We start from the raw sequence: 20,546 nt of genomic DNA on the forward strand, positions 1-20,546 counted from the left end.
CCTCAGGCGTCGTCGTTGGCTTTGAGCAGGCGGTCGTAGGCGTCCTGGTCGAGCAGAGCGGTTACGGCTTCTGCATCGGCAGGGATGAAGCGGAAGAACCAGCCTTCGCCCATCGGGTCTTCGTTGACCAGTTCCGGGCTGTCTTCAAGCTGGCCGTTGACCTCGACCACTTCACCCCTCAGTGGCATGTACACGCCGCTGGCGGCCTTGACCGATTCGACGGTGGACGCTTCGCTGCCTTTCTCATACTGCTGCAACTCTGGCAGTTGCACGAAAACCACGTCGCCAAGGGCATTCTGGGCGTAGGCGGTGATGCCCACGGTGACGCTGCCATCGGCTTCGACGCGCAGCCATTCGTGATCTTCAGTGAAACGCAACTCGCTCATGGGGAATCCTCGGGAAGCAGGGCGTTGGGGGCGCGGTGGCGCCGCGCTCTTAGGGTAAGGTTCCCTTAGCAATAATGCGGCCAACCTATAAAAATGCTTATTTATCAATAAGTTACGTAAATTGACGGAGAAGCCGTATTTTTCGTATGGAATGATATCGTTACAGGTGCCTCTGGGCGGAAAAGGGTTTGAGCATCAAACCCTTGTGCACCGACGGCGAGGAGGGAGTGTATCGTTTTCGATACGACGTAGCGAAAACGATACACGTGTTGCCTGGACAAGCGAGGTGCCAATGGCCTTCGGTCATCTCACTTTCAGCAGATGATCCAGCGAAAACGCGCCGGCGCCTCGAGCAACCAGGAGCAGCAGGAGCCCTGCCCAAGTCAGGTGGGTGGGCCACGCATCGGGGTAGACGAATACTTCGATCACCAACGTCATGCCCAGCAGTGCCAGCGCCGATAGCCGGGTCATCAGCCCGAGCACCAGCAATAGCGGGAACAAGTGCTCAGCGTAGGCGGCCAGGTGCGCTGCAAGCCAGGGCGAGAGTAGCGGCAGCGCGTACTCGGTGCGGAACAGCTCATAGGTGCCGGGTGTGAGGGTAAGTAAACCTTCCACTTTGGTGCGCCCGGAAAGAAAGAATACCGAGGCGATCCCGAACCGGGCGACCATGCACAATAAGTCATCGCTCAAACGGTGCTCGAGGCTCTGTGCAATGTGGTTCCAGGCGCGCCGCAGGCTGCTGGCCGGGGGCGTGAAGTCGGCACTAGCCATGATGGTGTTCTCCTGTGAAGGCAAGTGGGCGAAAAGCCTGGGCTGTCATCAGGCGCCCGAGCATCTCGGTGAAATCCAGGTCGGTTTCAGCGTGTCGCGCCAGTTCCGAGGCCTGCATCAGCGACTGTCCGGCCGCACAGGCCTTGAGAAACGCATGGCCACCTTTCCCCAGCGGCTGATGGCATACGCCATCAGCGGTGCCGACAAACAGCACCCCTTCGCCCACCCATGGCTGGTCATGGGGCCAGGCAACCTGCTCGCGGGCGCAGCGCCACAGGGTGTACACAGGATGCGCTTCGCACCAGTACCAGCGAGCACTGGCACGGGGGGGCAAGCAACCGTGATCAAGATCGCTGGGGGTCATGCCTGCCAGTTCGACAAGGTTCAGGCACGTTTCGTACGGCGCGCTGAAGGCTTCTGTCCAATGCAGGTCCAGGCGGGCGACATCCGCCAGATACGGCACAGCGTGCTGTGACTGAATGTCTTCGAGGAAATCCGGGAAGGTTGCGCCATAGCAGATCAGCCGGGGATCACTGGGGGGGGATTGCCGCGCATAAATTGCCGCGGTCTCATCCATCCAGGCGCGCCCGACGAGTGTGCACACGCTCGGAAAGTTAGCGCGCAGCGCATCCACGCAGCCGGCCAACACCGTGTTGCGATAAACCGCGAACGCCGCTTGTTCGGTCACTCCTGAAAGCTCGGGAGCAGGACGGGAATAGAGCGCCTCGATGAACGCTTGCTGGAACTGACCAAGGGAAAGGTTCATGGCAATACACCTGGGCAAGACATGATCGACTGTGCGATGGACCGTTCAGCAAGCAGCTCGGTGAACGGGGGAAGCTTGTCGTCACGTTCAATGAGTGTCGGGCGCGGGCCGACACGGGAAACCAGTTGGCGGTACAGCGCCCACACAGACTCGGCCACCAGCGCATCATGAGAGTCGATCAACAGGCTGCCTTGGTCATCATCGCTGTGCCCGGCCAGATGAACTTCTGTGATGGCTTGCGCTGGAAAGCGGTCCAGGTAGGCAGTTGCCGAAAACCCCAGATTGTGAGCACTCACATAGACGTTGTTGATGTCCAGCAGCAGGCCACAACCGGTGCGACGTGTCAGTTCGTCAAGAAAGTCGATCTCGTCCCAGTCATGGCCCTGCAGCTGCAAGTAATGACTGGGGTTTTCGATGGATATACGCCGGCCCAATACCTCCTGGCATCGCTGGATGTTTTCAGCGATGCGCTGCAGGGCTTCGTTGCTGCGCGGAAATGGCAGCAGGTCTGGATGGTAGTGCCCCTGCCAGGTGGACCAGGCCAGGTGCTCTGATACAAGTACTGGTTCGATCTGATCGCACAGTGCGCGCAGACGCTGCAAATGGTCCTGATCGGGGGCCGCGTCAGCCGCAAGCGAAAGGGCTACACCATGCAATGAGACCGGATGAAGTGTTGCGATTCGGTTCAGCCAGGCAAGGCGAGGGCCACCGACCATGTAGTTCTCCGGGTGAACCTCAAACCAGAGCCCTTCGAGATTGCACGCCAGCGCCTGGTCGTAGTGCTCGGCCTTCAGGCTGATTCCGGCGCCCATTCGTGCGTCTGCGTTCATGGTCGGTTTCCCCTGATCAAGACTTTTGAGGTGTCAGCGAGCCCATGCCGGCAGGTGTCTTGATCGATGTGCAGGTGCCGGCGGGGACGTTTTTCCAGTGCATGCCGTCGTAGTCCTTCTTCGCACTGCCGGCGCAACTGGTGCCGGCGCCGGCCTTGCAATCGTTCTTTCCTGCCATGGCGACGCCGTAGCATTTTTCCATGGCAGCGCCACTGCCTGCGGGTTGCGTGCTGTCGGCCGCCATGGCAACGCCTGCAAGCGAGGCGAGCGCGAGTGCAGCAGTGGTGAGGGCGAGGGTTTTCATGGGTCAATCTCCTGAGCGTGTGGCCGTGGTCTTTACCGGCGGCTCATGGAGTAATTCGTGCCTTGCGTAAAACGGGTTACAACCTTGGAAGAAATTTTTTCAGGGCGTGTCTTCACGACCTGATGTTGAAGCCAAGGGCGTGGCATATTTGCAGCACCTGCGTGCCACACGCCGGGAGCGGATGAATCAAGTCAATTGTATTCAGGGTGTAACCCAGGCGACCCATGCAGCGAACTAACTCACAGGATGAGCTCGAGGCTCGCGAGGCCCGGTTGAAAGCACTGTTGCTTCGTGGGCTGACAGGCGACCAGCTGGCCTATCAGGATTTTCTTGGCACGCTTGCGCTGCATGTACGTGCGTTTCTGCGCAGCCGTCTGAGCAGGCGCCCGGCCGAGATAGAGGACATGGTGCAGGATGTGCTGCTGGCGGTGCATAACGCGCGCCACACTTACCAGTCGCAGCAGCCTTTGACCGCCTGGGTGCAGGCGATCGCCCGTTACAAGCTGGCGGATCATCTGCGAAGTGTTTCACGTCGCGACGCCCGGCATGATGTGCTGGACGATGATGCGCAACTGTTTGCCGTCTCGGAGGTTGAATCAGTCGAGGCCAGCCGAGACCTGACCAAGCTGCTCAAGCAACTGCCAGAGCGGCAACGACTGCCGATTGTTCATGTCAAGCTGGAGGGGTTGTCTGTCGAAGAGACGGCACAACTTACCGGGCTTTCCAGTTCAGCGGTAAAGGTGGGGATACATCGAGGTCTGAAAGCGCTATCCAGGCTGATTGGAGGAGCCAACAACCATGAAGACTGACGATTTGATCGCCTTGCTGGCCGCAGGCGAAGGGCCAGTACCGCGCCACGCCGTTTGCAGGCGGATGGCAGTGGCTGTGCTGGGCGGGCTGACCGCCGCACTGCTGCTGACAATTACCCTTTACGGTGTACGCAGTGATATCACAGAGGTCGCACAAACCCCGTTGTTCTGGGGCAAAGTCGCCTTTCCAACCAGCTTGGCGTTGATCGGGCTGTGGTTGACGAGCCGCTTGGCCAGGCCAGGAGGGAAGGGCGCTGCAGGCTGGAAGGTGCTTGGCTTGCCACTGCTGCTGGTCTGGTGCGGGGCGGCGGTCAGCATCGCCGGGGCGCCTGTGGAGGCGCGCGCCGACCTGTTGTTCGGGCGCACATGGCGTACTTGCGCACTGAATATCACGTTGCTGTCGGTGCCGGCCTTTGTCACCGTGTTCTGGGCGCTGAAAGGTCTGGCGCCCACCCGGTTACGGCAAGCGGGCGCTGCCGGTGGCCTGCTGGCGGGCTCGACCGCAACGGTTGCCTACTGCCTGCATTGTCCGGAAATGGGCGTACCGTTCTGGGGTGTGTGGTATGTCCTGGGCATGCTCCTGCCGACGGTATTCGGTGCCTGGTGGGGCCCCCGCATGCTGCGTTGGTAGGCTGTACCGGCAGGCCCCACGCCACTCAGAACGATGTCATTCAAGGGGAGCGTGAGATCGCTTAACCCGCAACAAACCAGGGCAATGCCAGGTACAGCTTGATCACGATGACATTGATGATGTCGATGAAGAACGCCCCCACCATCGGCACCACCAGGAAGGCGAGGTGCGAGGCACCATAGCGTTGTGTCACCGCTTGCATGTTGGCGATGGCTGTCGGTGTTGCACCCAGGCCGAAGCCACAGTGGCCGGCAGCCAGAACTGCTGCATCGTAGTTGCGCCCCATTACCTTGAACGTCACGAAGATTGCGAACAGCGCCATGACCAGTGTCTGTGCGGCCAACAAGGTAAAGAAGGGTAACGCCAGGGCTGCCAGGTCCCACAACTTGAGCGACATCAAGGCAATGGCCAGGAACAGGGACAAACTCACATTGCCCAGTACCGACACTTCCCGTTCGAATACTTTGTAAACGCCTAAAGCCCGAAGCCCATTGCGCAACACTACACCGACGAAGAGTACGCAAACGAATGTCGGCAGTTCGAATGCTGTGCCTTTCAACAAGCCATTAAGTAATGTGCCCGTCAGTAAGCTGACCGCAATAAGTGCCAAGGTTTCTATAAATGAAAACGATGTGATCAGGCGCTCTCTGTCGGGTTGTTCAAAGCCCTTGGGTAACTGCGGTGCCTCTTCTTGCACGCCAGGTGTTTCGACCCGTTTGATCAGCAACCGGGCGACTGGCCCACCGATCAAACCGCCCAACACCAGGCCGAAAGTGGCAGAGGCCATTGCCAGTTCCGAAGCCGAAGCCAGGCCGAACCGCTCAGTGAAGGTCGCGCCCCAGGCTGCGCCTGTACCGTGGCCACCCGACAAGCTGATCGAACCGGCCAGCAGGCCCATCAGCGGGTCGAGCCCCAGTGCTGTTGCCAGGCCGATGCCCATGGCGTTCTGAACCATTAGCAAACCCGTCACCACCAGAAGGAATACGGCGACCACGCGTCCACCCTTCTTCAGGCTTGCGAAGTCTGCACTCAAGCCGATGGTAGCGAAGAATGCCAGCATCAACGGTGTTTGCAACGAGGTATCGAATTGGACGTGTACATCGAAATTGCGCAATGCCAGGAGTAACAGGGCAACGACCAGGCCGCCTGCAACAGGCTCCGGGATATTGTATGCGCGCAGGAAACCAATGCGTGCAACCAGGCCGCGTCCCAGTAGCAGTACCAACGAGGCAGCTACCAGTGTCCCGTAAAAATCGAGTTCGAACATCAGGGTACTCTTCGTTCAGGGTGACAAGCAAAATTGCAATGTCGCCATTCTACGGGGAGCACTCCAGTTACATGTGGCTGAGCGGCTAGGAAAAGTCCGATTCAATTATGGGTTTTGACCACAGCCGTCATGGTTTCCCGGGTATTCCATATTTACGCAGCCTCTGCGCGATAGCCGTGTGCGAAGTTTGCAAGCGCCCGGCCAGTTGCCGTGTTGACGGGTAGCTGGCATACAAGCGCTGTAACAGCTCGCGCTCGAAATCACCTACAGCCTGTTCCAGGCTGGCCACTTCGCCATCTTGCCCGCGTGCCACCGAGGTGCCGGCGATGTCCAGGTCACCGATATCCACCAGGTTGCCCTCGCAGATAGCCGCGGCGCGGAAGATCACGTTCTGCAATTGGCGCACATTGCCCGGCCAAGGGTTGGCCAGCAGTGCCGAATGGGTGGAGGGGGTCAGCCGACAGGCTGGGCGCTGGATCTGTGTGCACGCCTGCTGCATGAAGAAGTGCGCCAGCATCAGGATGTCCTGGCCACGGTCGCGAAGCGGCGGTACCTCCAGGTTAAGCACGTTCAGGCGGTAGAACAGGTCTTCGCGAAAGCTGCCTTCGGCGACCATGCGCTCCAGATCGCGGTGGGTGGCGCTGATGATGCGCACATCCACCTTCACTTCACGGTCGCCACCCACCCGGCGGAAGCTGCCATCGCTGAGAAAACGCAGCAGCTTGGCCTGCAGGTAGGGCGACATTTCACCAATTTCATCGAGAAACACGGTGCCCTGGTTGGCCAGTTCCATCAGCCCAGGCTTGCCACCTCGTTGCGCGCCGGTAAAGGCCCCGGGCGCGTAGCCGAACAGCTCGCTTTCGGCCAGGCTCTCGGGCAGCGCGGCGCAGTTCAGCGCCAGGAACGGGGCCGCATGGCGGCTGCTGACGGCATGGCAGGCGCGGGCGACCAGTTCTTTGCCGGTGCCGGTCTCGCCATGCACCAGCAGCGGTGCATCGAGCGCAGCCACGCGTAAGGCGCGGGCCTTGAGGGTGCGGATGGCCGGCGACTCGCCCAGCAAGGCATCGAAGCCTTCGGCGTGGTCGTGGTGCAAGGCCGACAGGCGTTCGCCCATGCGCGAGGGGGGGTACAGCGTCAGCAGGCCACCGGCGTTGGTAATCGGCATGGCGTCCAGCAGCAGGCTATGGCCGTTCAGCTGCATTTCGCGCATGGGCAGGTGGAAGTTGTTGTCCAGCAGCGCTTGCAGCAGCGCGGGGTCGCCAAACAGCTCACCCACCGAGCGCCCGGCAGATTCGCGGCCGCACAGTTCGATCAGCGCCGGGTTGGCCAACAGCACCAGGCCTGCGCTGTCTACCGCCAGCACCGGGTCGCTCATGGCGGCCAGCAGGGCATCGAGCTGCAGGTGGCGGCGCTGGCCGGGGAGGATGTCGACCACGTCCACCGATTGCACACCCTGTACTTCGAACAGCGCGTCGTGCAGTTCTTCGAGTACGGCGGGGCTGAGGGTGGGGGCGTCGATGTAGACGTTCGGCGGGACCATCTCCACGGCGTCCAGGTTGAGGTTGCGGGCACCGAGCAGGGCGAGGACTTCCTGGGTGATGCCGACGCGGTCGATGAAGCTGACGTGGATGCGCATGGGGTTCGAACAGTTGGCGACGGAGGCCGCCAGTATGCCCTGAGACGGGGTTCAGGCCCAAGGTCGGCGGTGGCGCATTCGCGGGCGCGCCCGCTCCCACTCCCACAAGGTTGCTGCTGTCCATGCGGGGGCGGGCTTGCTCGCGAAAAGGGTCACTCCAGATGTTCAGGTTTGATCGGGTCGCCCGATTTCACCTCGAGCTTTTCGCGGATGTCCGCAAACATATGGTCATAGAGCTTGTGCGGCGAACTCAGGGTCTCGAATTTCTTCGGCGGCGCCAGATACGACTGCGCCTTGCGGGTCAGTAACATGAGGAAGCTGGGCAAGGCCTGGTCCTTGGCCAGGAAGAACTTTTCTTCCACCGTCTTGCCTTCGATGCTGCCATGCATGTGGAACTGAATGCCTCTGCCTTCCTTGGGGTCCGACACGGCCTCGTACTCGATGTTCAGGTCATAGCTGTGGTCGGCGTTGTTCAGCGCAGAGCGCTCGATGTGTACATGACCGGGCTGATACTGGGCCATGGCTATCTCCTTTGGAAGGTCGAAAATGGCGGGCCGCGTAAGCCCGCCGACTGCATTCAACGGTAGCTGATCCCCGGCTTCTCGGTGGAAACCCGAGTGCCGGCCGTGCCTTTGACGATGTCTTCGATGTTCTCCAGCGAACTGATCACCGCCACCTTGCCGGTGTTGCGGGCAAAGTCGCAGGCAGCCTGCACTTTCGGCCCCATGGAGCCGGCGGCAAACCCCAGCGTTTCCAACGCGTCCGGGTGGGCCTGGGCGATGGCCTTCTGCGTCGGCTTGCCCCAGTCAATGTAGGCTGCATCGACGTCGGTGGCGATAATCAGAAGGTCGGCTTCCAATTGCTCGGCCAGCAGCGCCGAGCACAGGTCTTTGTCGATCACCGCCTCGATGCCTTTGAGCTTGCGGTTTTCATCGTACAGGGTGGGGATGCCGCCACCGCCTGCGCAAATTACGATGCTGCTTTTTTCCAGCAGCCACTTGATCGGGCGAATTTCGAAGATGCGCTTGGGTTTCGGGCTGGCCACCACGCGGCGGTATTTATCGCCATCCGCCTTGACCACCCAGCCTTTCTCTTTGGCCAGGCGCTCGGCCTCATCCTTGCTGTAAACCGGGCCGATGAACTTGGTCGGGTCCTTGAAGGCAGGGTCGTTGGCGTCCACTTCCACCTGGGTCAGCAGGGTGGCGAACGGCACTTCAAAGTCCAGCAGGTTGCCCAGTTCCTGTTCGATCATGTAGCCGATCATGCCTTCGGTTTCGGCACCCAGCACGTCCAGCGGGTAGGCCTCATCTGGCTTGTACGACAGGGCCTGAAGCGACAGCAGACCCACTTGCGGGCCGTTGCCGTGGGCGATGACCAGCTCGTTGCCAGGGTGAATCTTGGCGATCTGTTCGGTGGCGGTGCGGATATTGGCGCGCTGGTTGTCAGCGGTCATGGGCTCGCCGCGACGAAGCAGGGCGTTGCCGCCCAATGCAACAACGATACGCATGGTAATGTCCTTTAGCGAAAGAATGAATGGACTGTCGCTGCACGGAGGCTGCGGAGTTCGCTGTGGGAGCGGGCATGCCTGCGAAGAGGCCAGACCTGACATCATCGATGATGCGGCTGACGCCTTCGCGGGCACGCCCGCTCCCACAGGGACTGCGGGCTACTTATAGATCAGCCAGGGTCGATACCAGGATCGCCTTGATCGTGTGCATGCGGTTTTCCGCCTGCTCGAAGGCGATGCACGCTGGCGATTCGAACACGTCATCGGTCACTTCGATGCCGTTGGCCAGGTCTGGGTATTGTTCGGCGATCTGCTTGCCTACCTTGGTTTCGGAGTTGTGGAATGCCGGCAGGCAGTGCATGAACTTGGTCCGCGGGTTGCCGGTGGACTTCATCAGTTCAGCATTCACCTGATAAGGCTTGAGCTGCTTGATGCGCTCACCCCAGGCTTCGATCGGCTCGCCCATCGATACCCACACGTCGGTATGGACAAAGTCGACACCCTTGACCGCGGCTTTCGGGTCTTCGGTGAGGGTAATGCGTGCGCCGCTTTCTTCAGCGTACTGCTTGCAGCGCTCGACCAGGTCGTCATGTGGCCACAGTGCCTTGGGCGCGGCGATGCGCACATCCATGCCAAGCTTGGCGCCGATCAGCAGCAGCGAGTTGCCCATGTTGTTGCGGGCATCGCCCAGGTAGGCGTAGCTGATGTCGTGCAGCGGCTTGTCGCTGTGCTCACGCATGGTCAGCACGTCGGCGATCATCTGGGTGGGGTGATATTCGTCGGTCAGGCCGTTGAACACCGGTACGCCGGCGAACTTGGCCAGCTCTTCGACGATTTCCTGCTTGAAGCCACGGTACTCGATGGCGTCATACATGCGCCCGAGCACACGGGCGGTGTCCTTCATGCTTTCCTTGTGGCCGATCTGCGAGGAGTTGGGGTCGATGTAGGTGACGTTGGCGCCTTGGTCATAGGCTGCGACTTCGAAGGCACAACGGGTACGGGTGGAGGTTTTTTCGAAGATCAGGGCGATGTTGTTGCCCTTCAGGTGCTGCTGCTCGGTGCCTGTGTACTTGGCGCGCTTGAGGTCGCGGGACAGGTCCAGCAGATAGCGCAACTCACGGGTGGTGTGGTGTTCCAGGCTGAGCAAGTTGCGGTTGTGAATGTTGAACGCCATGACAGTTTCTCCTTGAGTTCGGTGATGTCCCGGCCGCCACTTCATGGGTGCGGCCGGGCGTAATGGACGTTAGTAGTCGATCGGGTCGCGCACGATAGGGCAGGTCATGCAGTGGCCGCCGCCACGGCCCCGGCCCAGTTCGCCGGCGCTGATGGTGATGACCTCGATGCCGGCCTTGCGCAGTAGGGTGTTGGTGTAGGTGTTGCGGTCGTAGCCAATGACCACGCCCGGCTCGATGGCCACCACGTTGTTACCGTCATCCCACTGTTCGCGTTCGGCGGCGAAGCTGTTGCCGCCGGTCTCGACCACGCGCAGCTTGACACCCAGTTGCTCGCCCACCACTTCGATGAACGACTTGTTGATGCGGCGTACATCCATTCCGTAAGGCTTGCTTTCGTCCGGGCGGATGATGAATGGCACAATCTCTTTCACCACTTCCGGGAAGACCGTGACCAGGTCGCGGTCGCAGAAGCTGAAGACAGTGTCCAGGTGCATGGCGGCGCGGGACTTTGGCAGGCCGGCGACGATCACTTCCTTGACGGCGCCCTTGGCGAACAGGTTTTGCGCGAGCTGGCCGATGGCCTGGCGCGAGGTGCGCTCACCCATGCCGATGAGCACGATGCCATTGCCGATCGGCATCACATCACCGCCTTCGAGGGTGGCATTGCCATGGTCCTTGTCCGGGTCGCCATACCACACCTGGAAGTCGGCCTCGGTGAACACTTTGTGGAACTTGTAGATGGCGGTGGTCAACAGGGTTTCCTGGCGACGCGCCGGCCAGTACATCGGGTTCAGCGTCACGCCGCCGTAGATCCAGCAGGTGGTGTCGCGGGTGAACTGGGTGTTGGGCAGGGGTGGCAGGATGAAGCTGGAGTGGCCCAGATAGTCGTTGTACATCTTCACGACTTCGGCGCCTTCGCTCTGCGGCAGGTCCTGGCCCGCCACACCGCCGATCAGGAATTCGGCCAGATGGCGTGGCTCCAGCCCTTCGAGCCAGCTGCGCACTTCGTTGGTCAGGCCTACGCCGACGGTATCAGGGGTGATCTTGCGGTCGAGGATCCACTTGAGCGCCTCTTTGTTCTGCACGATATCGGTCAGCAGGTTGTGCATCTCCAGCACATCCACACCTCGCTCGCGCATCTTGGTGACGAAGTCGAAATGGTCACGCTTGGCCTGGTCGACCCAGATCACATCGTCGAACAGCAGTTCGTCACAGTTGCTCGGCGTCAGGCGCTTGTGCGCCAGGCCCGGTGCGCAAACCATCACTTTGCGCAGTTTGCCGGCTTCGGAGTGGACACCGTACTTCTGTTTTTCAGCGGACATGGTTTCATTCCTCCAATTGAGCGAAGACGTGGGTCAAAGGGTCAGGAAGCCGTCATACAGGCCAAAGGCTGCCACCAGGGCGCCAATGACCACGGCTGCGAAGATCAGTTTTTCCACGTTGGTGAAGACCGGTTTGCCCACCTCACGCTTGGCCTTGGCGAACAGGATGGCGCCAGGTGCGTAGAGCAGGGCAGAGAGCAGCAGGTATTTCACGCCGCCGGCGTACAGCAGCCAGATGGCGTACAGCAGGGCGATACCACCGATGATCAGGTCCTTTTTGCGTTCGGCCAGGGCCTGCTCGTAGGTTTCGCTGCGCAGTGCCAGCAGGAACGCATAGGCTGCCGACCACAGGTAGGGCACCAGGATCATCGAGGTGGCGAGGTAGATCAGAGACAGGTAGGTGCTGCTTGAGAACAGCGTGATGACCAGAAAGATCTGCACCATGGCGTTGGTCAGCCACAGGGCGTTGGCCGGTACCTGTTTGGCGTTCTCGCGGCGCAGGAACTCCGGCATGGTGTGGTCCTTGGCTGCGGCGAACATGATCTCGGCGCACAACAGCACCCACGACAGCAGCGCCCCGAGCAGCGAGATGACCAGGCCGACGCTGATCAGCACCGCGCCCCAGTGGCCGACCACATGCTCCAGCACGGCAGCCATCGATGGGTTCTGCAGCTTGGCCAGTTCCGGTTGAGTCATGATGCCCAGCGACAGCACGTTGACCAACACCAGGAACAGCAGCACGGTCACGAAGCCGATCACCGTTGCCTTGCCCACGTCGGTGCGTTTTTCCGCCCGCGCCGAAAAGATGCTCGCGCCCTCGATGCCGATGAATACCCACACGGTCACCAGCATCATGTTGCGCACTTGGTTCATGACGCTGCCAAGCTCTGGCGTGCCTACGGCCCAGATATCGGCGGTGAAGATGTCGAGCCTGAAGGCGAACAGGCAGATCAGGGCGAACAGCACCAGCGGCACCACTTTGGCCACAGTGGTGACCAGGTTGATGAAGGCTGCCTCCTTGATGCCGCGCAGTACCAGAAAGTGCACTGCCCACAACAGGATCGATGCGCCAATGATGGCGGCTGGGGTGTTGCCTTCACCGAAGATCGGGAAGAAGTAACCCAGGGTGCTGAACAGCAGTACGAAGTAGCCGACGTTGCCCAGCCAGGCACTGATCCAGTAGCCCCAGGCCGAGGAAAAGCCCATGTAGTCGCCGAAGCCGGCCTTGGCATAGGCATACACCCCGCCATCCAGGTCAGGCTTGCGGTTGGCCAGGGTCTGGAACACGAAAGCCAGGGTCAGCATGCCGACCGCGGTGATCCCCCAACCGATCAGCACGGCCCCGACCCCTGCGCTGGCGGCCATGTTTTGCGGCAGCGAGAAGATCCCGCCGCCAATCATCGAGCCGACGACAAGTGCAACTAACGCGCCGAGCTTTAGTTTTCCGGATGAATCAGACATTTAACAACTCCTGCCAGGAGAAAGTTGACGACAGAATAGATCCGACGCCGTTGCCTGGACCTGACTTGCGTCAGTTTAAGGCGACGTGAAGGTAGGAAATTTCCTTCACGGGTGCTCCTGGAGAGTGCCGACAGCTTGAGCTGCAGGCCTTGTGTGCTGGCACCTCCATGTCCTTCTAGAGCAAACGCTCTGTTCAGCCTGCGAAGCTTGAAACTAGCCGCTTTTGCCGCTTTAGCAAATTTTTCACAAGAATTTCGAGTTTTATCAGTTTCTTTTCCAGTTGCCGGACTGCTGCTAGTTTTGAGGGAGCAGGTACATAGACAAAGCAGTTATTAGTGATATAGGTTGGGCGCACGGCTTCAGTATAAGTAACGATATTTATATAGCCCGCAAGGCTGTTTCAAACGCATGACAGGGCTGGAAGAAAGGGAGGCTCATGAGCGAACCGGGACAGAAGCTGCGCCTGGGCGCGCTGATCGCGCTGGTGGTCGGGTCGATGATTGGCGGCGGGATCTTCTCGCTACCGCAGAACATGGCCGCGCGTGCTGATGTGGGAGCAGTGCTGATCGGCTGGGGGATCACCGCAGTCGGCATGTTGGCCCTGGCCTTCGTGTTCCAGACCCTGGCGAACCGCAAGCCGGAACTGGACTCAGGGGTATATGCCTACGCCAAGGCCGGCTTTGGCGAGTACATGGGCTTTTCCTCGGCCTGGGGCTACTGGATCAGCGCCTGGCTGGGCAATGTCGGCTACTTCGTACTGCTGTTCAGCACCCTGGGTTTCTACTTCCCGGTGTTCGGCGAAGGCAACACACCCATCGCCATCGGTTGTGCCTCGCTGCTGCTGTGGTCGGTGCACTTTCTGGTACTGCGCGGCATCAAGGAGGCGGCCTTCATCAACCAGGTCACCACCGTCGCCAAAGTGGTGCCTTTGCTGATTTTCGTGGTAATCGCTGCATTTGCCTTCCGCGCCGATATCTTCACCCGGGATATCTGGGGCTTGAGCAACCCACAATTCGGCAGCGTGCTGGAGCAGGTGCGCAATATGATGCTGGTGACCGTATTCGTGTTCATCGGCATAGAGGGCGCCAGCGTGTATTCCGGGCGCGCCCAGCGTCGGTCAGACGTGGGCAAGGCCACTGTCATCGGTTTTCTAGGTGTGCTGGCGCTGCTGGTGCTGGTCAACGTGTTGTCGCTGGGCATCATGACCCAACCGGAACTGGCCGGGCTGCAGAACCCCTCACTGGCTTCGGTGCTGGAGCATATCGTCGGCCCTTGGGGCGCCTTGCTGATCAGCCTCGGCCTGGCGGTTTCGCTGCTTGGCGCCTTGCTTTCATGGGCGTTGTTGTGTGCCGAAATCCTCTACGCCACGGCGCGGGACAAGACCATGCCGCGCTTTCTGGCCAAGGAAAACGCCAACCATGTGCCGGCTAACGCCCTGTGGCTGACCAACTGCATGATTCAGGGTTTCCTGCTGATTACGCTGTTCTCCGCCGGTACGTACACCAGTCTGATCTACCTGGCCTCGTCGATGATCCTGGTGCCCTACCTGTGGTCTGCGGCGTATGCCGTGCTGCTGGCGATGCGCGCAGAAACCTATGCCGGGCAGCCGAGGTTGCGGCGCAAGGACTTGCTGGTGGCGCTGGTTGCCCTGCTGTATGCCGTGTGGCTGCTGTATGCCGGCGGGCTCAAGTACCTGCTGCTTTCGGCGCTGCTGTACGCCCCTGGGGTCATCTTGTTCGCGAGGGCCAAGCATGAGCAGGGGCAGACGTTGTTCACGGCCTGGGAAAAACTGATTTTCGCCGCCGTGCTGGTGGGTGCCGCGCTGGCGGCCTACGCCTTGTATTCAGGGCTGCTGAGCTTGTGACGGGGCAGGGCAGGCGTGTTCCGGGCGTGACCAGATCCACAGGTTGCCCAGGGTCATGCCGGCGATTGCCAGGAATACCGGCCAGTGGTGTTCCAGAAAGGTCAGCATCAGGCCCGCGCACAGCAGCATGCTGATGGTTGCGCTGACCTTGGCCCGGCGCTGGATCACCTTGCCGTTGCGCCAGTTATGCAGAATTGGCCCGAACAGCCGGTGGTTCTCCAGCCATGCCGACAGGCGCGGTGAGCTGCGCGTGGCGGCCCAGGCGGCCAGCAGGATGAACTCGGTGGTCGGCAAGCCAGGAATCACAATGGCGACCAGGCCCACCCCGAGGCTCACGTAGGCCAGGATTCCATACAACAGGCGGGCGAGTTTCGAGCGGGCTGGTCGGGTCATGTTCTCACTGCATAAAACGGTTCGGCCACCGGAGGGGTGGCCGGCTTCGGCGTATCAGACCAGCGCGGCATCCGCAGCGTAGGCGTGCTTGAGCAGCTCGGTGAAGCGCTCGAAAGCGGCCACTGCACCGCGCTCGGCAGCCGCTTCCTCTTCCGGCGAGAGCGCCAGGCCATCGAGGATGCGGGTGAACTGCTTCCAGCCTTCGGCACGGCCACCGGCGGGCTCCCCCAGGTGACGGGCACCGAAGCTGTCGGACAGTTCCAGGGCCACGGCACGCTTGATCAGAAACGCAGCGCCCAGTTTGGAGCCTTCGGAGACGAAGATCCAGCCCATTGCCTCGCCCAGGCTCGGCTTGCCCACGGCACCCGGTACGGCGGCTGGTACTTCGGTGTCGAGGTCGGCGAGGTCCAGGCGGGCCTGGTCGGCACGGCAGCGCTCAGCCAGATCAGGGACGATGGCGATCAGCTGAGGGTCGTTGTACAGGGCCTGCAGCTCGGACTGAAACAGGTACTGCGCGACGACGAAGCGGGCGAAACTTTCGCGGCTGTCGAAAGGCGCGTGGGATTTGACCAGGGCATCCAGTTCGGCGTGCGGGGCGTGGGTGATCTGGTTCAGGCGCTGGGAGCGCAGGGCTGGGCGTTCGGTCATGGGGCAGTCCTTGGAAAGAGGGCGTCTAGATACAAGACGAAACAGCGGGAGCGGGACAGTAAAAAAAGCCGGTATTTGTGTTGCCAGTACCGGCCTCTTCGCGGGTAAACCCGCGCCTACAGGCGCATCACTGGCTCAAGGCATGCGCAGTTCCTGTAGGAGCGGGTTTACCCGCGAAGGGGCCGGCACTGACGGAACACATCGACTAGTGGCAGCTCAGGTCAGATATCCCAAACCACATTGATACCGAAATTGCGCCCCGGCATGGTCAGGCGGTCGATGTTGGCTGGCTGGGTCACAGCCGCCTCACCCTGGCCGTCGTAGCTGCGCACCGAATCCCACTGCCAGTACTTCTTGTCAGTAAGGTTGTACAGCCCGGCGTTGATGGTGACGTCGTCGGTGACCTTGTAGTAGCCGGTCAGGTCCAGCACACCGTAGCCCGGGGTGCGGAACTTCGAGGTAGAACCGTCAGGCGAATAAAAGGTGCTGTCGTCGACACGGGTCTTGCGCTTGACCAGCGTCCAGCTCAGCAAGCCACCGTAGTTCTGCTGCTCGTAGCCCAGGCCGAATACGCCTTTGAGCGGGTTGACACTGTTCAGCGGTTGACCGGTGTCATCGTTACGACCATAGGTGTAGGCAATCGAGGTTTGGGTATAGAGCCCCTGCGGTGCGCCGAAGTGGTCGAGGTTCAGGCGGCCCTTGAATTCGGCACCCTTGATGGTGGCGTGCTTGATGTTGTTGGCCTGGAAGGTCTGTTCCAGGTTGGCGCTTTGCACGGCATCTTCGTCGATGAAATCACGGTACTTGTTGTAGAACACTGCCACGTCGAAGTTGCCGGCGTCGAAGTTGCCACGCAGGCCGGTTTCGTAGCTTTTGCTCTTTTCAGGCTCAAGGTTCGGGTTGCCCTCCACGCGGTAGCCTTGGTCCAGGTTCTGGAAGCGGCCATACATGGCTTTGGCGGTCGGCGTGCGGAAGCCCTCTGCATATTGGCCGTACCAGGTGTAATTGTCGTTGAAGGCGTAGGTCAGGCCGAACTTGGGCGAGACGCGGTGCCACTTCTTGTCCGAATCGTCCTGGGAGGTAGGCGCCGCACCGCTGGACTCCAGGCCACGCAGGAATGCCTCGGTGAATTTGGGCTCCATACGGGTGTAGTCGTAGCGCGCGCCGGGCATGAAGGTCCAGTTGTTCCAGCGGATTTCATCCTGCGCGAACAGGCTGTAGGTATTCACGGTCGGGTCCGGGAAGTCGCTGACCAGAACCTGGCCGTCTGCCGGGCGTTCGGCGCCGGCGGCGGAACAACCGGATCCTACGGTCAAGCAGGTACCGGTACCGCTGCGCGAACCGGTGACCTTTTCGTGCTTGAGCGTTGTGCCGTAGGTCAGCAGGTGGTCGGTGGCGCCGATGCTGAAGGCTTTGTCCAGCTGGGCGTCGAACACCCACTGGCGGTCCTTGTAGGTGGTATCGCGGGTGCGCAGCACTTGGCGGCCAGGCGGCACGTAAACTTCCTCGGTGTGCTGGTCGGTCTTGGCAATCTGGTAGTTCAGGCTCCACTTGACGTGGTCGGCGACCAGCGAGTCCAGGCCGAACTCATGGTTAATGCCGAAGCGCTCGCGGGTGATGGTGTCGTTGCCATTACGCGCCTTGTAGTAGCCCATGCCACCAAAGCCGGGGATGAACGGCCCACCCACCGCGCTGAGGATGTTCTGGTCGCGGTCATCTTTGTAGCGCTCGTAGGTGAACCCCAGGCGCGCGTCGTCGGCGTAGTTCCAGCCCAGCTTGGCCAGCACGTTGGTGGTGCGCACGTCCATCGGGTTGGCTTCGGTACGCGACAGGCCGTCGCCACTGTGGCTGCCGTGGGTTTCGGTCTCGTGGCCGTTGCGCTGGCTCAGGTGCAGCAGGCCGTCGAAATCACCCTGGCGGCCGGCGACGGTGGCGGAGGTCAGCCAGCTTTCGTCAGCCGAGCTGTAGCCGGTTTTCAGGCGTGCACCCACGTCTTTACCGGGCTTGATGATGTCGTCCGGGTCGAGGGTAAAGTAGCTCACCGCACCGCCGATGGCGTTGCTGCCATACAACACCGAGGCCGGGCCGCGGAGGATTTCCACACGCTTGACGATTTCCGGGTCGACGTAGTTGCGCTGGGTCTGGGCGTAAGGGCCGTAGAAGAAGCTGTCGGGGATCGACACGCCGTCGACTTGGGTGAGGATCCGCTCGCCGTCGATACCACGGATGTTGTAGCCGTTAAGCCCGCTGCGTTGGCCGGTTCCGGATACCGACACCCCCGGCTCGTAGCGCACCAGATCCTGGATATTGTTCACGTTCTGCCGGTCCAGTTGCTCACGGGTCTGCACACTGACAGTGCTGGGTACCTGGCTGACGTCCTGTGCGCTGCGGGTGGCGCTGACGGTCACCTGCTGCAGGGCGATCACGTTGCTTGCGGTTTGGCGCTCCAGTACCACATTGCCGTTGCTGATCTTGCGAAAGCTCAGCCCGGTGCCCCGCAACAGGCGCTTGAGGGCAGCATCTGGCGGCAGCGAACCTTGTACGCCTGGCGAAGCCACGCCGTCGGCCAGCTCGGCGCTGAAGCCGACCTGCCAGCCGGTGACCTGGCTGAAGGCGTTGATCGCCGACACCAGCGGCTGCTGGCCGATGCTGAAGCGGTAGTCGCCCATGCGCGGGCTGCTGGCCTGGGCCGGCTCGGCGGCCAGCGCCGGCAGGCTGCAGGCGCCGCTGGCGAGCAGAGCAAGGGTCAACAGGGACAGTTGTCCTGTACGGCGGGGAAGGTTGGACGAGCGGGTAGGACCAGTGGACATCGGAAGCGCTCCCAGACGCGCGGGCTGTTATAGGTGATGGCTGTTCTTGCTTTAAACAAGAATCAGTTGCATTGGCTATAACGAGACGGGCGGGCGAGTGCGATCGCGTAAAAATAATTCAGGGGTCAGTTCAGGATGACCAGCGCCGGGTACTCATGCAGTTGTGCCGAGGTGATGTGGGCCAGTGCGCGCAGGGTTTCCAGCGGCTGGTCGAGGCGATAGTTACCGGTGACGGCAACGTTCTCCAGCTGTGCATTGCGGTTGATGATCCAGCCCGGGTAGTAGCGCTGCACTTCGGCCAATACCTGGCTCAACGGGCAGTTCTCGAACACCAGACGGCCGTCGATCCAGGCCAGGTCCTTGTGCATGTCGGGGCGCTGGCGCTGGCCAAAGCCCTGGGGGCCGACGCTGATGCTGTCGCCGGCAGTCAAGCGGATGCGCTGGTCACGATCTCCCTGCAGGTCGACATCACCGCGTTGCACCCGTACCTCGGCCTCGCCGTCAAGGTAGCGCACGGCAAAGTCGGTGTCGCGCACCTGTGCGCGCAACGGCCCGGCTTCCACCTCCAGCGGCAACTGAGCGCCCTCGGGGACCTGGAAGTAAGCCTCGCCCTGTAGCAGGCGGGCGACCTGGCGGCCGTCCTGGCGTTCGCTGGCAAACGCTGAATTGGTGTTGAGCAGCACTTTTGCGCCGTCTTCCAGTTGCAAGCGCTGGCGCTCGCCGACCACCGTAAGGTGGTCGGCCTGCAGGCGTATGGGCAGGTTACCGACGGTGAACAGCCCGACCAGCAGCATCGCCGCGGTGGCCAGGGGTTTCCAGTGACTGCGCAGGCGCCCGCGTAATGAGCGGCGTTGCCGCTGGTGCATGTGCGTGGCCACCTGATGCAACGGCGCACCGTTCCACAGTGCCTCAGCCTCGACATAGGCCTCGGCGTTTTCTGGCGCGGCGCTCAGCCAGGCTTCAAAGGCCTGGGTGTCCTCGGCATCTGCGCATTGCAGGCGCACCAGCCAGTCCAGCGCCTCGTCCATGGCACGAGCACGGGCAATAGGCCTGGCAGGTGACGGGCGAGGGGCGGGGCTGTCGGTCACGGTGAATCCTTGAATGGTTTTTTGCGAATGATCAAGACTAAGGCGGGGTGTGGCAAGGGCTTTGCGTTGCCGTTCGCCTGCGGTCAGCTTACTTGAGTCGTTCGGCAACACCCATGCAGATTGCCATGATCAGTTTCAGTTCCTTTTGTACCGTGCTGGGCGAAACACTCAGTTGTTCGGCGATTTCCAGATAGGTGGCGCCATGCAGGCGGCTTAGGATGAAAATGCGTTGTTGGCGCTCGCTCAGTTGATTGAGGCTGACGCTGAGGTGCTTGAGCAACTGCTCGGCGTGCGCGGCATCCTCGCTGCTGGTGGCGGGCGCGGCGACACTGTGCAGCACTTCGTCGGGCACGTCGTCGACCAGCATGCGTGCCTGCACCCGGCGTGCACGCAGGTGGTCCAACGCCAGGTTGCGCGCGGTCTGAAACACAAACGGCTCGATGTGCTCGATGGGCCGCTCGCCCAGCGCGCGGGACACCCGCAGGTAGGTTTCCTGCAGCAGGTCTTCGGCCGTGCTGGGGTTACCGACCATGCGCTGCAGGGTACGCAGCAGGGTGAGGCGCTGAACGAGGAAGACGGAATTGAACCGGGACTGACTCACGGGGGGACCTGGCCGACGAAAGGTTAATGATAATGCTTATCATCCGTGCTGCAGGTCAAGTGTGGAATTATCAGGAAAAGGTAAAGATTGTAGTCGCGGGATGTGGTGTGCTTTTTTGCGGGAGCGGCCTGCAACCTTGAGCCTGCCCCAACCATTCATCGGTCACGGTGCGTTATACCTTGGTCGACGACCACGTTTGCCACGAGGCCTGAGCAACCCCTGTGGGAGCGGCCTTGTGTCGCGATAGGGCCGCAAAGCGGCCCCAGCAATCTATGCA

20 protein-coding genes are annotated in these 20,546 nt (G+C 61.2%); 3 read left to right on the plus strand and 17 right to left on the minus strand.

What is annotated here, in order from left to right:
* Positions 1–2: 2 nt before the first annotated feature.
* The 5 genes from gcvH to I8746_RS18420 form a co-directional block, all read right to left on the minus strand.
* Entirely contained in the window at positions 3–386 is a 384-nt protein-coding gene (gcvH, locus tag I8746_RS18400; RefSeq protein WP_221100919.1) for a glycine cleavage system protein GcvH, read from the minus strand.
* Between the two features lie 303 nt (positions 387–689).
* Positions 690–1,157 (minus strand): DoxX family protein, encoded by a 468-nt coding sequence (locus tag I8746_RS18405; protein WP_012051332.1) that lies wholly within the window; start codon positions 1,155–1,157, stop codon positions 690–692.
* Positions 1,150–1,923 carry a DNA-binding domain-containing protein gene (locus I8746_RS18410; protein ID WP_221100920.1) on the minus strand — a complete coding sequence of 258 codons (774 nt, stop codon included), beginning with the start codon at positions 1,921–1,923 and terminating at the stop codon, positions 1,150–1,152. The genes I8746_RS18405 and I8746_RS18410 overlap by 8 nt, the downstream gene beginning before the upstream one ends.
* A complete protein-coding gene (locus I8746_RS18415) occupies positions 1,920–2,753 on the minus strand; it encodes a DUF692 domain-containing protein (RefSeq protein WP_221100921.1) in 834 nt (277 codons plus the stop codon). The genes I8746_RS18410 and I8746_RS18415 overlap by 4 nt, the downstream gene beginning before the upstream one ends.
* Before the next feature lie 16 nt (positions 2,754–2,769).
* On the minus strand, positions 2,770–3,057 hold the full coding sequence (locus I8746_RS18420; RefSeq protein ID WP_003255083.1) for a DUF2282 domain-containing protein: 288 nt from the start codon (positions 3,055–3,057) through the stop codon (positions 2,770–2,772).
* A gap of 224 nt (positions 3,058–3,281) precedes the next feature.
* Between I8746_RS18420 and I8746_RS18425 the strand changes: the two genes are divergently transcribed.
* The gene (locus I8746_RS18425; protein WP_012051336.1) at positions 3,282–3,866 is read left to right on the plus strand and encodes a sigma-70 family RNA polymerase sigma factor; all 585 of its coding nucleotides are present in this window, start codon (positions 3,282–3,284) and stop codon (positions 3,864–3,866) included.
* A complete protein-coding gene (locus I8746_RS18430) occupies positions 3,856–4,497 on the plus strand; it encodes a DUF1109 domain-containing protein (protein ID WP_221100922.1) in 642 nt (213 codons plus the stop codon). The genes I8746_RS18425 and I8746_RS18430 overlap by 11 nt, the downstream gene beginning before the upstream one ends.
* A 61-nt stretch (positions 4,498–4,558) precedes the next feature.
* On the opposite strand, the gene gltS is transcribed toward I8746_RS18430, so the two are convergent.
* The 7 genes from gltS to arcD (I8746_RS18465) form a co-directional block, all read right to left on the minus strand.
* Positions 4,559–5,764 carry a sodium/glutamate symporter gene (gene gltS / locus I8746_RS18435; RefSeq protein WP_012051338.1) on the minus strand — a complete coding sequence of 402 codons (1,206 nt, stop codon included), beginning with the start codon at positions 5,762–5,764 and terminating at the stop codon, positions 4,559–4,561.
* 127 nt (positions 5,765–5,891) lie between these two features.
* Positions 5,892–7,400: a sigma-54-dependent transcriptional regulator gene (locus I8746_RS18440; protein WP_012051339.1), complete on the minus strand. Its 1,509-nt coding sequence runs from the start codon at positions 7,398–7,400 to the stop codon at positions 5,892–5,894.
* Positions 7,401–7,552: 152 nt separating this feature from the next.
* On the minus strand, positions 7,553–7,921 hold the full coding sequence (locus I8746_RS18445) for a DUF5064 family protein (RefSeq protein ID WP_012051340.1): 369 nt from the start codon (positions 7,919–7,921) through the stop codon (positions 7,553–7,555).
* Between the two features lie 56 nt (positions 7,922–7,977).
* Positions 7,978–8,907 (minus strand): carbamate kinase, encoded by a 930-nt coding sequence (gene arcC / locus I8746_RS18450; RefSeq protein ID WP_221100923.1) that lies wholly within the window; start codon positions 8,905–8,907, stop codon positions 7,978–7,980.
* A 163-nt stretch (positions 8,908–9,070) separates the two neighbouring features.
* On the minus strand, positions 9,071–10,081 hold the full coding sequence (locus I8746_RS18455) for an ornithine carbamoyltransferase (protein ID WP_010952185.1): 1,011 nt from the start codon (positions 10,079–10,081) through the stop codon (positions 9,071–9,073).
* A gap of 69 nt (positions 10,082–10,150) precedes the next feature.
* The gene (gene arcA, locus I8746_RS18460) at positions 10,151–11,404 is read right to left on the minus strand and encodes an arginine deiminase (RefSeq protein WP_221100924.1); all 1,254 of its coding nucleotides are present in this window, start codon (positions 11,402–11,404) and stop codon (positions 10,151–10,153) included.
* Between the two features lie 33 nt (positions 11,405–11,437).
* Positions 11,438–12,865 (minus strand): arginine-ornithine antiporter, encoded by a 1,428-nt coding sequence (gene arcD / locus I8746_RS18465; protein ID WP_003255071.1) that lies wholly within the window; start codon positions 12,863–12,865, stop codon positions 11,438–11,440.
* 436 nt (positions 12,866–13,301) lie between these two features.
* On the opposite strand from arcD (I8746_RS18465), the gene arcD (I8746_RS18470) reads away from it, so the two are divergent.
* The gene (gene arcD / locus I8746_RS18470; protein WP_003255067.1) at positions 13,302–14,729 is read left to right on the plus strand and encodes an arginine-ornithine antiporter; all 1,428 of its coding nucleotides are present in this window, start codon (positions 13,302–13,304) and stop codon (positions 14,727–14,729) included.
* Here the strand turns inward: arcD (I8746_RS18470) and I8746_RS18475 are convergent.
* From I8746_RS18475 to I8746_RS18495, 5 genes are all read right to left on the minus strand, one after another.
* Positions 14,709–15,122: a YbaN family protein gene (locus I8746_RS18475; RefSeq protein ID WP_003255065.1), complete on the minus strand. Its 414-nt coding sequence runs from the start codon at positions 15,120–15,122 to the stop codon at positions 14,709–14,711. The two genes, arcD (I8746_RS18470) and I8746_RS18475, sit on opposite strands and share 21 nt — an antisense overlap.
* Before the next feature lie 54 nt (positions 15,123–15,176).
* A complete protein-coding gene (locus I8746_RS18480; RefSeq protein ID WP_014755469.1) occupies positions 15,177–15,770 on the minus strand; it encodes a biliverdin-producing heme oxygenase in 594 nt (197 codons plus the stop codon).
* Positions 15,771–15,991: 221 nt separating this feature from the next.
* Positions 15,992–18,580 carry a TonB-dependent receptor gene (locus I8746_RS18485; RefSeq protein WP_221100925.1) on the minus strand — a complete coding sequence of 863 codons (2,589 nt, stop codon included), beginning with the start codon at positions 18,578–18,580 and terminating at the stop codon, positions 15,992–15,994.
* Positions 18,581–18,705: 125 nt separating this feature from the next.
* Positions 18,706–19,668, minus strand: a complete 963-nt coding sequence (locus tag I8746_RS18490) for a FecR domain-containing protein (protein WP_221100926.1) — start codon at positions 19,666–19,668, stop codon at positions 18,706–18,708.
* A gap of 88 nt (positions 19,669–19,756) precedes the next feature.
* Entirely contained in the window at positions 19,757–20,269 is a 513-nt protein-coding gene (locus I8746_RS18495) for an RNA polymerase sigma factor (RefSeq protein WP_003255059.1), read from the minus strand.
* Between the last annotated feature and the right edge of the window lie 277 nt (positions 20,270–20,546).

This window comes from Pseudomonas sp. USTB-Z, from assembly GCF_019691255.1.
In the GTDB taxonomy this organism is placed as follows: domain Bacteria; phylum Pseudomonadota; class Gammaproteobacteria; order Pseudomonadales; family Pseudomonadaceae; genus Aquipseudomonas; species Aquipseudomonas alloputida.

Coding starts and splice junctions, on each gene's coding strand:
- gcvH (WP_221100919.1), bottom strand. CDS start 386: ATGAGCGAGTTGCGTTTCACTGAAGATCACGAATGGCTGCGCGTCGAA.
- I8746_RS18405 (WP_012051332.1), bottom strand. CDS start 1,157: ATGGCTAGTGCCGACTTCACGCCCCCGGCCAGCAGCCTGCGGCGCGCC.
- I8746_RS18410 (WP_221100920.1), bottom strand. CDS start 1,923: ATGAACCTTTCCCTTGGTCAGTTCCAGCAAGCGTTCATCGAGGCGCTC.
- I8746_RS18415 (WP_221100921.1), bottom strand. CDS start 2,753: ATGAACGCAGACGCACGAATGGGCGCCGGAATCAGCCTGAAGGCCGAG.
- I8746_RS18420 (WP_003255083.1), bottom strand. CDS start 3,057: ATGAAAACCCTCGCCCTCACCACTGCTGCACTCGCGCTCGCCTCGCTT.
- I8746_RS18425 (WP_012051336.1), top strand. CDS start 3,282: ATGCAGCGAACTAACTCACAGGATGAGCTCGAGGCTCGCGAGGCCCGG.
- I8746_RS18430 (WP_221100922.1), top strand. CDS start 3,856: ATGAAGACTGACGATTTGATCGCCTTGCTGGCCGCAGGCGAAGGGCCA.
- gltS (WP_012051338.1), bottom strand. CDS start 5,764: ATGTTCGAACTCGATTTTTACGGGACACTGGTAGCTGCCTCGTTGGTA.
- I8746_RS18440 (WP_012051339.1), bottom strand. CDS start 7,400: ATGCGCATCCACGTCAGCTTCATCGACCGCGTCGGCATCACCCAGGAA.
- I8746_RS18445 (WP_012051340.1), bottom strand. CDS start 7,921: ATGGCCCAGTATCAGCCCGGTCATGTACACATCGAGCGCTCTGCGCTG.
- arcC (WP_221100923.1), bottom strand. CDS start 8,907: ATGCGTATCGTTGTTGCATTGGGCGGCAACGCCCTGCTTCGTCGCGGC.
- I8746_RS18455 (WP_010952185.1), bottom strand. CDS start 10,081: ATGGCGTTCAACATTCACAACCGCAACTTGCTCAGCCTGGAACACCAC.
- arcA (WP_221100924.1), bottom strand. CDS start 11,404: ATGTCCGCTGAAAAACAGAAGTACGGTGTCCACTCCGAAGCCGGCAAA.
- arcD (WP_003255071.1), bottom strand. CDS start 12,865: ATGTCTGATTCATCCGGAAAACTAAAGCTCGGCGCGTTAGTTGCACTT.
- arcD (WP_003255067.1), top strand. CDS start 13,302: ATGAGCGAACCGGGACAGAAGCTGCGCCTGGGCGCGCTGATCGCGCTG.
- I8746_RS18475 (WP_003255065.1), bottom strand. CDS start 15,122: ATGACCCGACCAGCCCGCTCGAAACTCGCCCGCCTGTTGTATGGAATC.
- I8746_RS18480 (WP_014755469.1), bottom strand. CDS start 15,770: ATGACCGAACGCCCAGCCCTGCGCTCCCAGCGCCTGAACCAGATCACC.
- I8746_RS18485 (WP_221100925.1), bottom strand. CDS start 18,580: ATGTCCACTGGTCCTACCCGCTCGTCCAACCTTCCCCGCCGTACAGGA.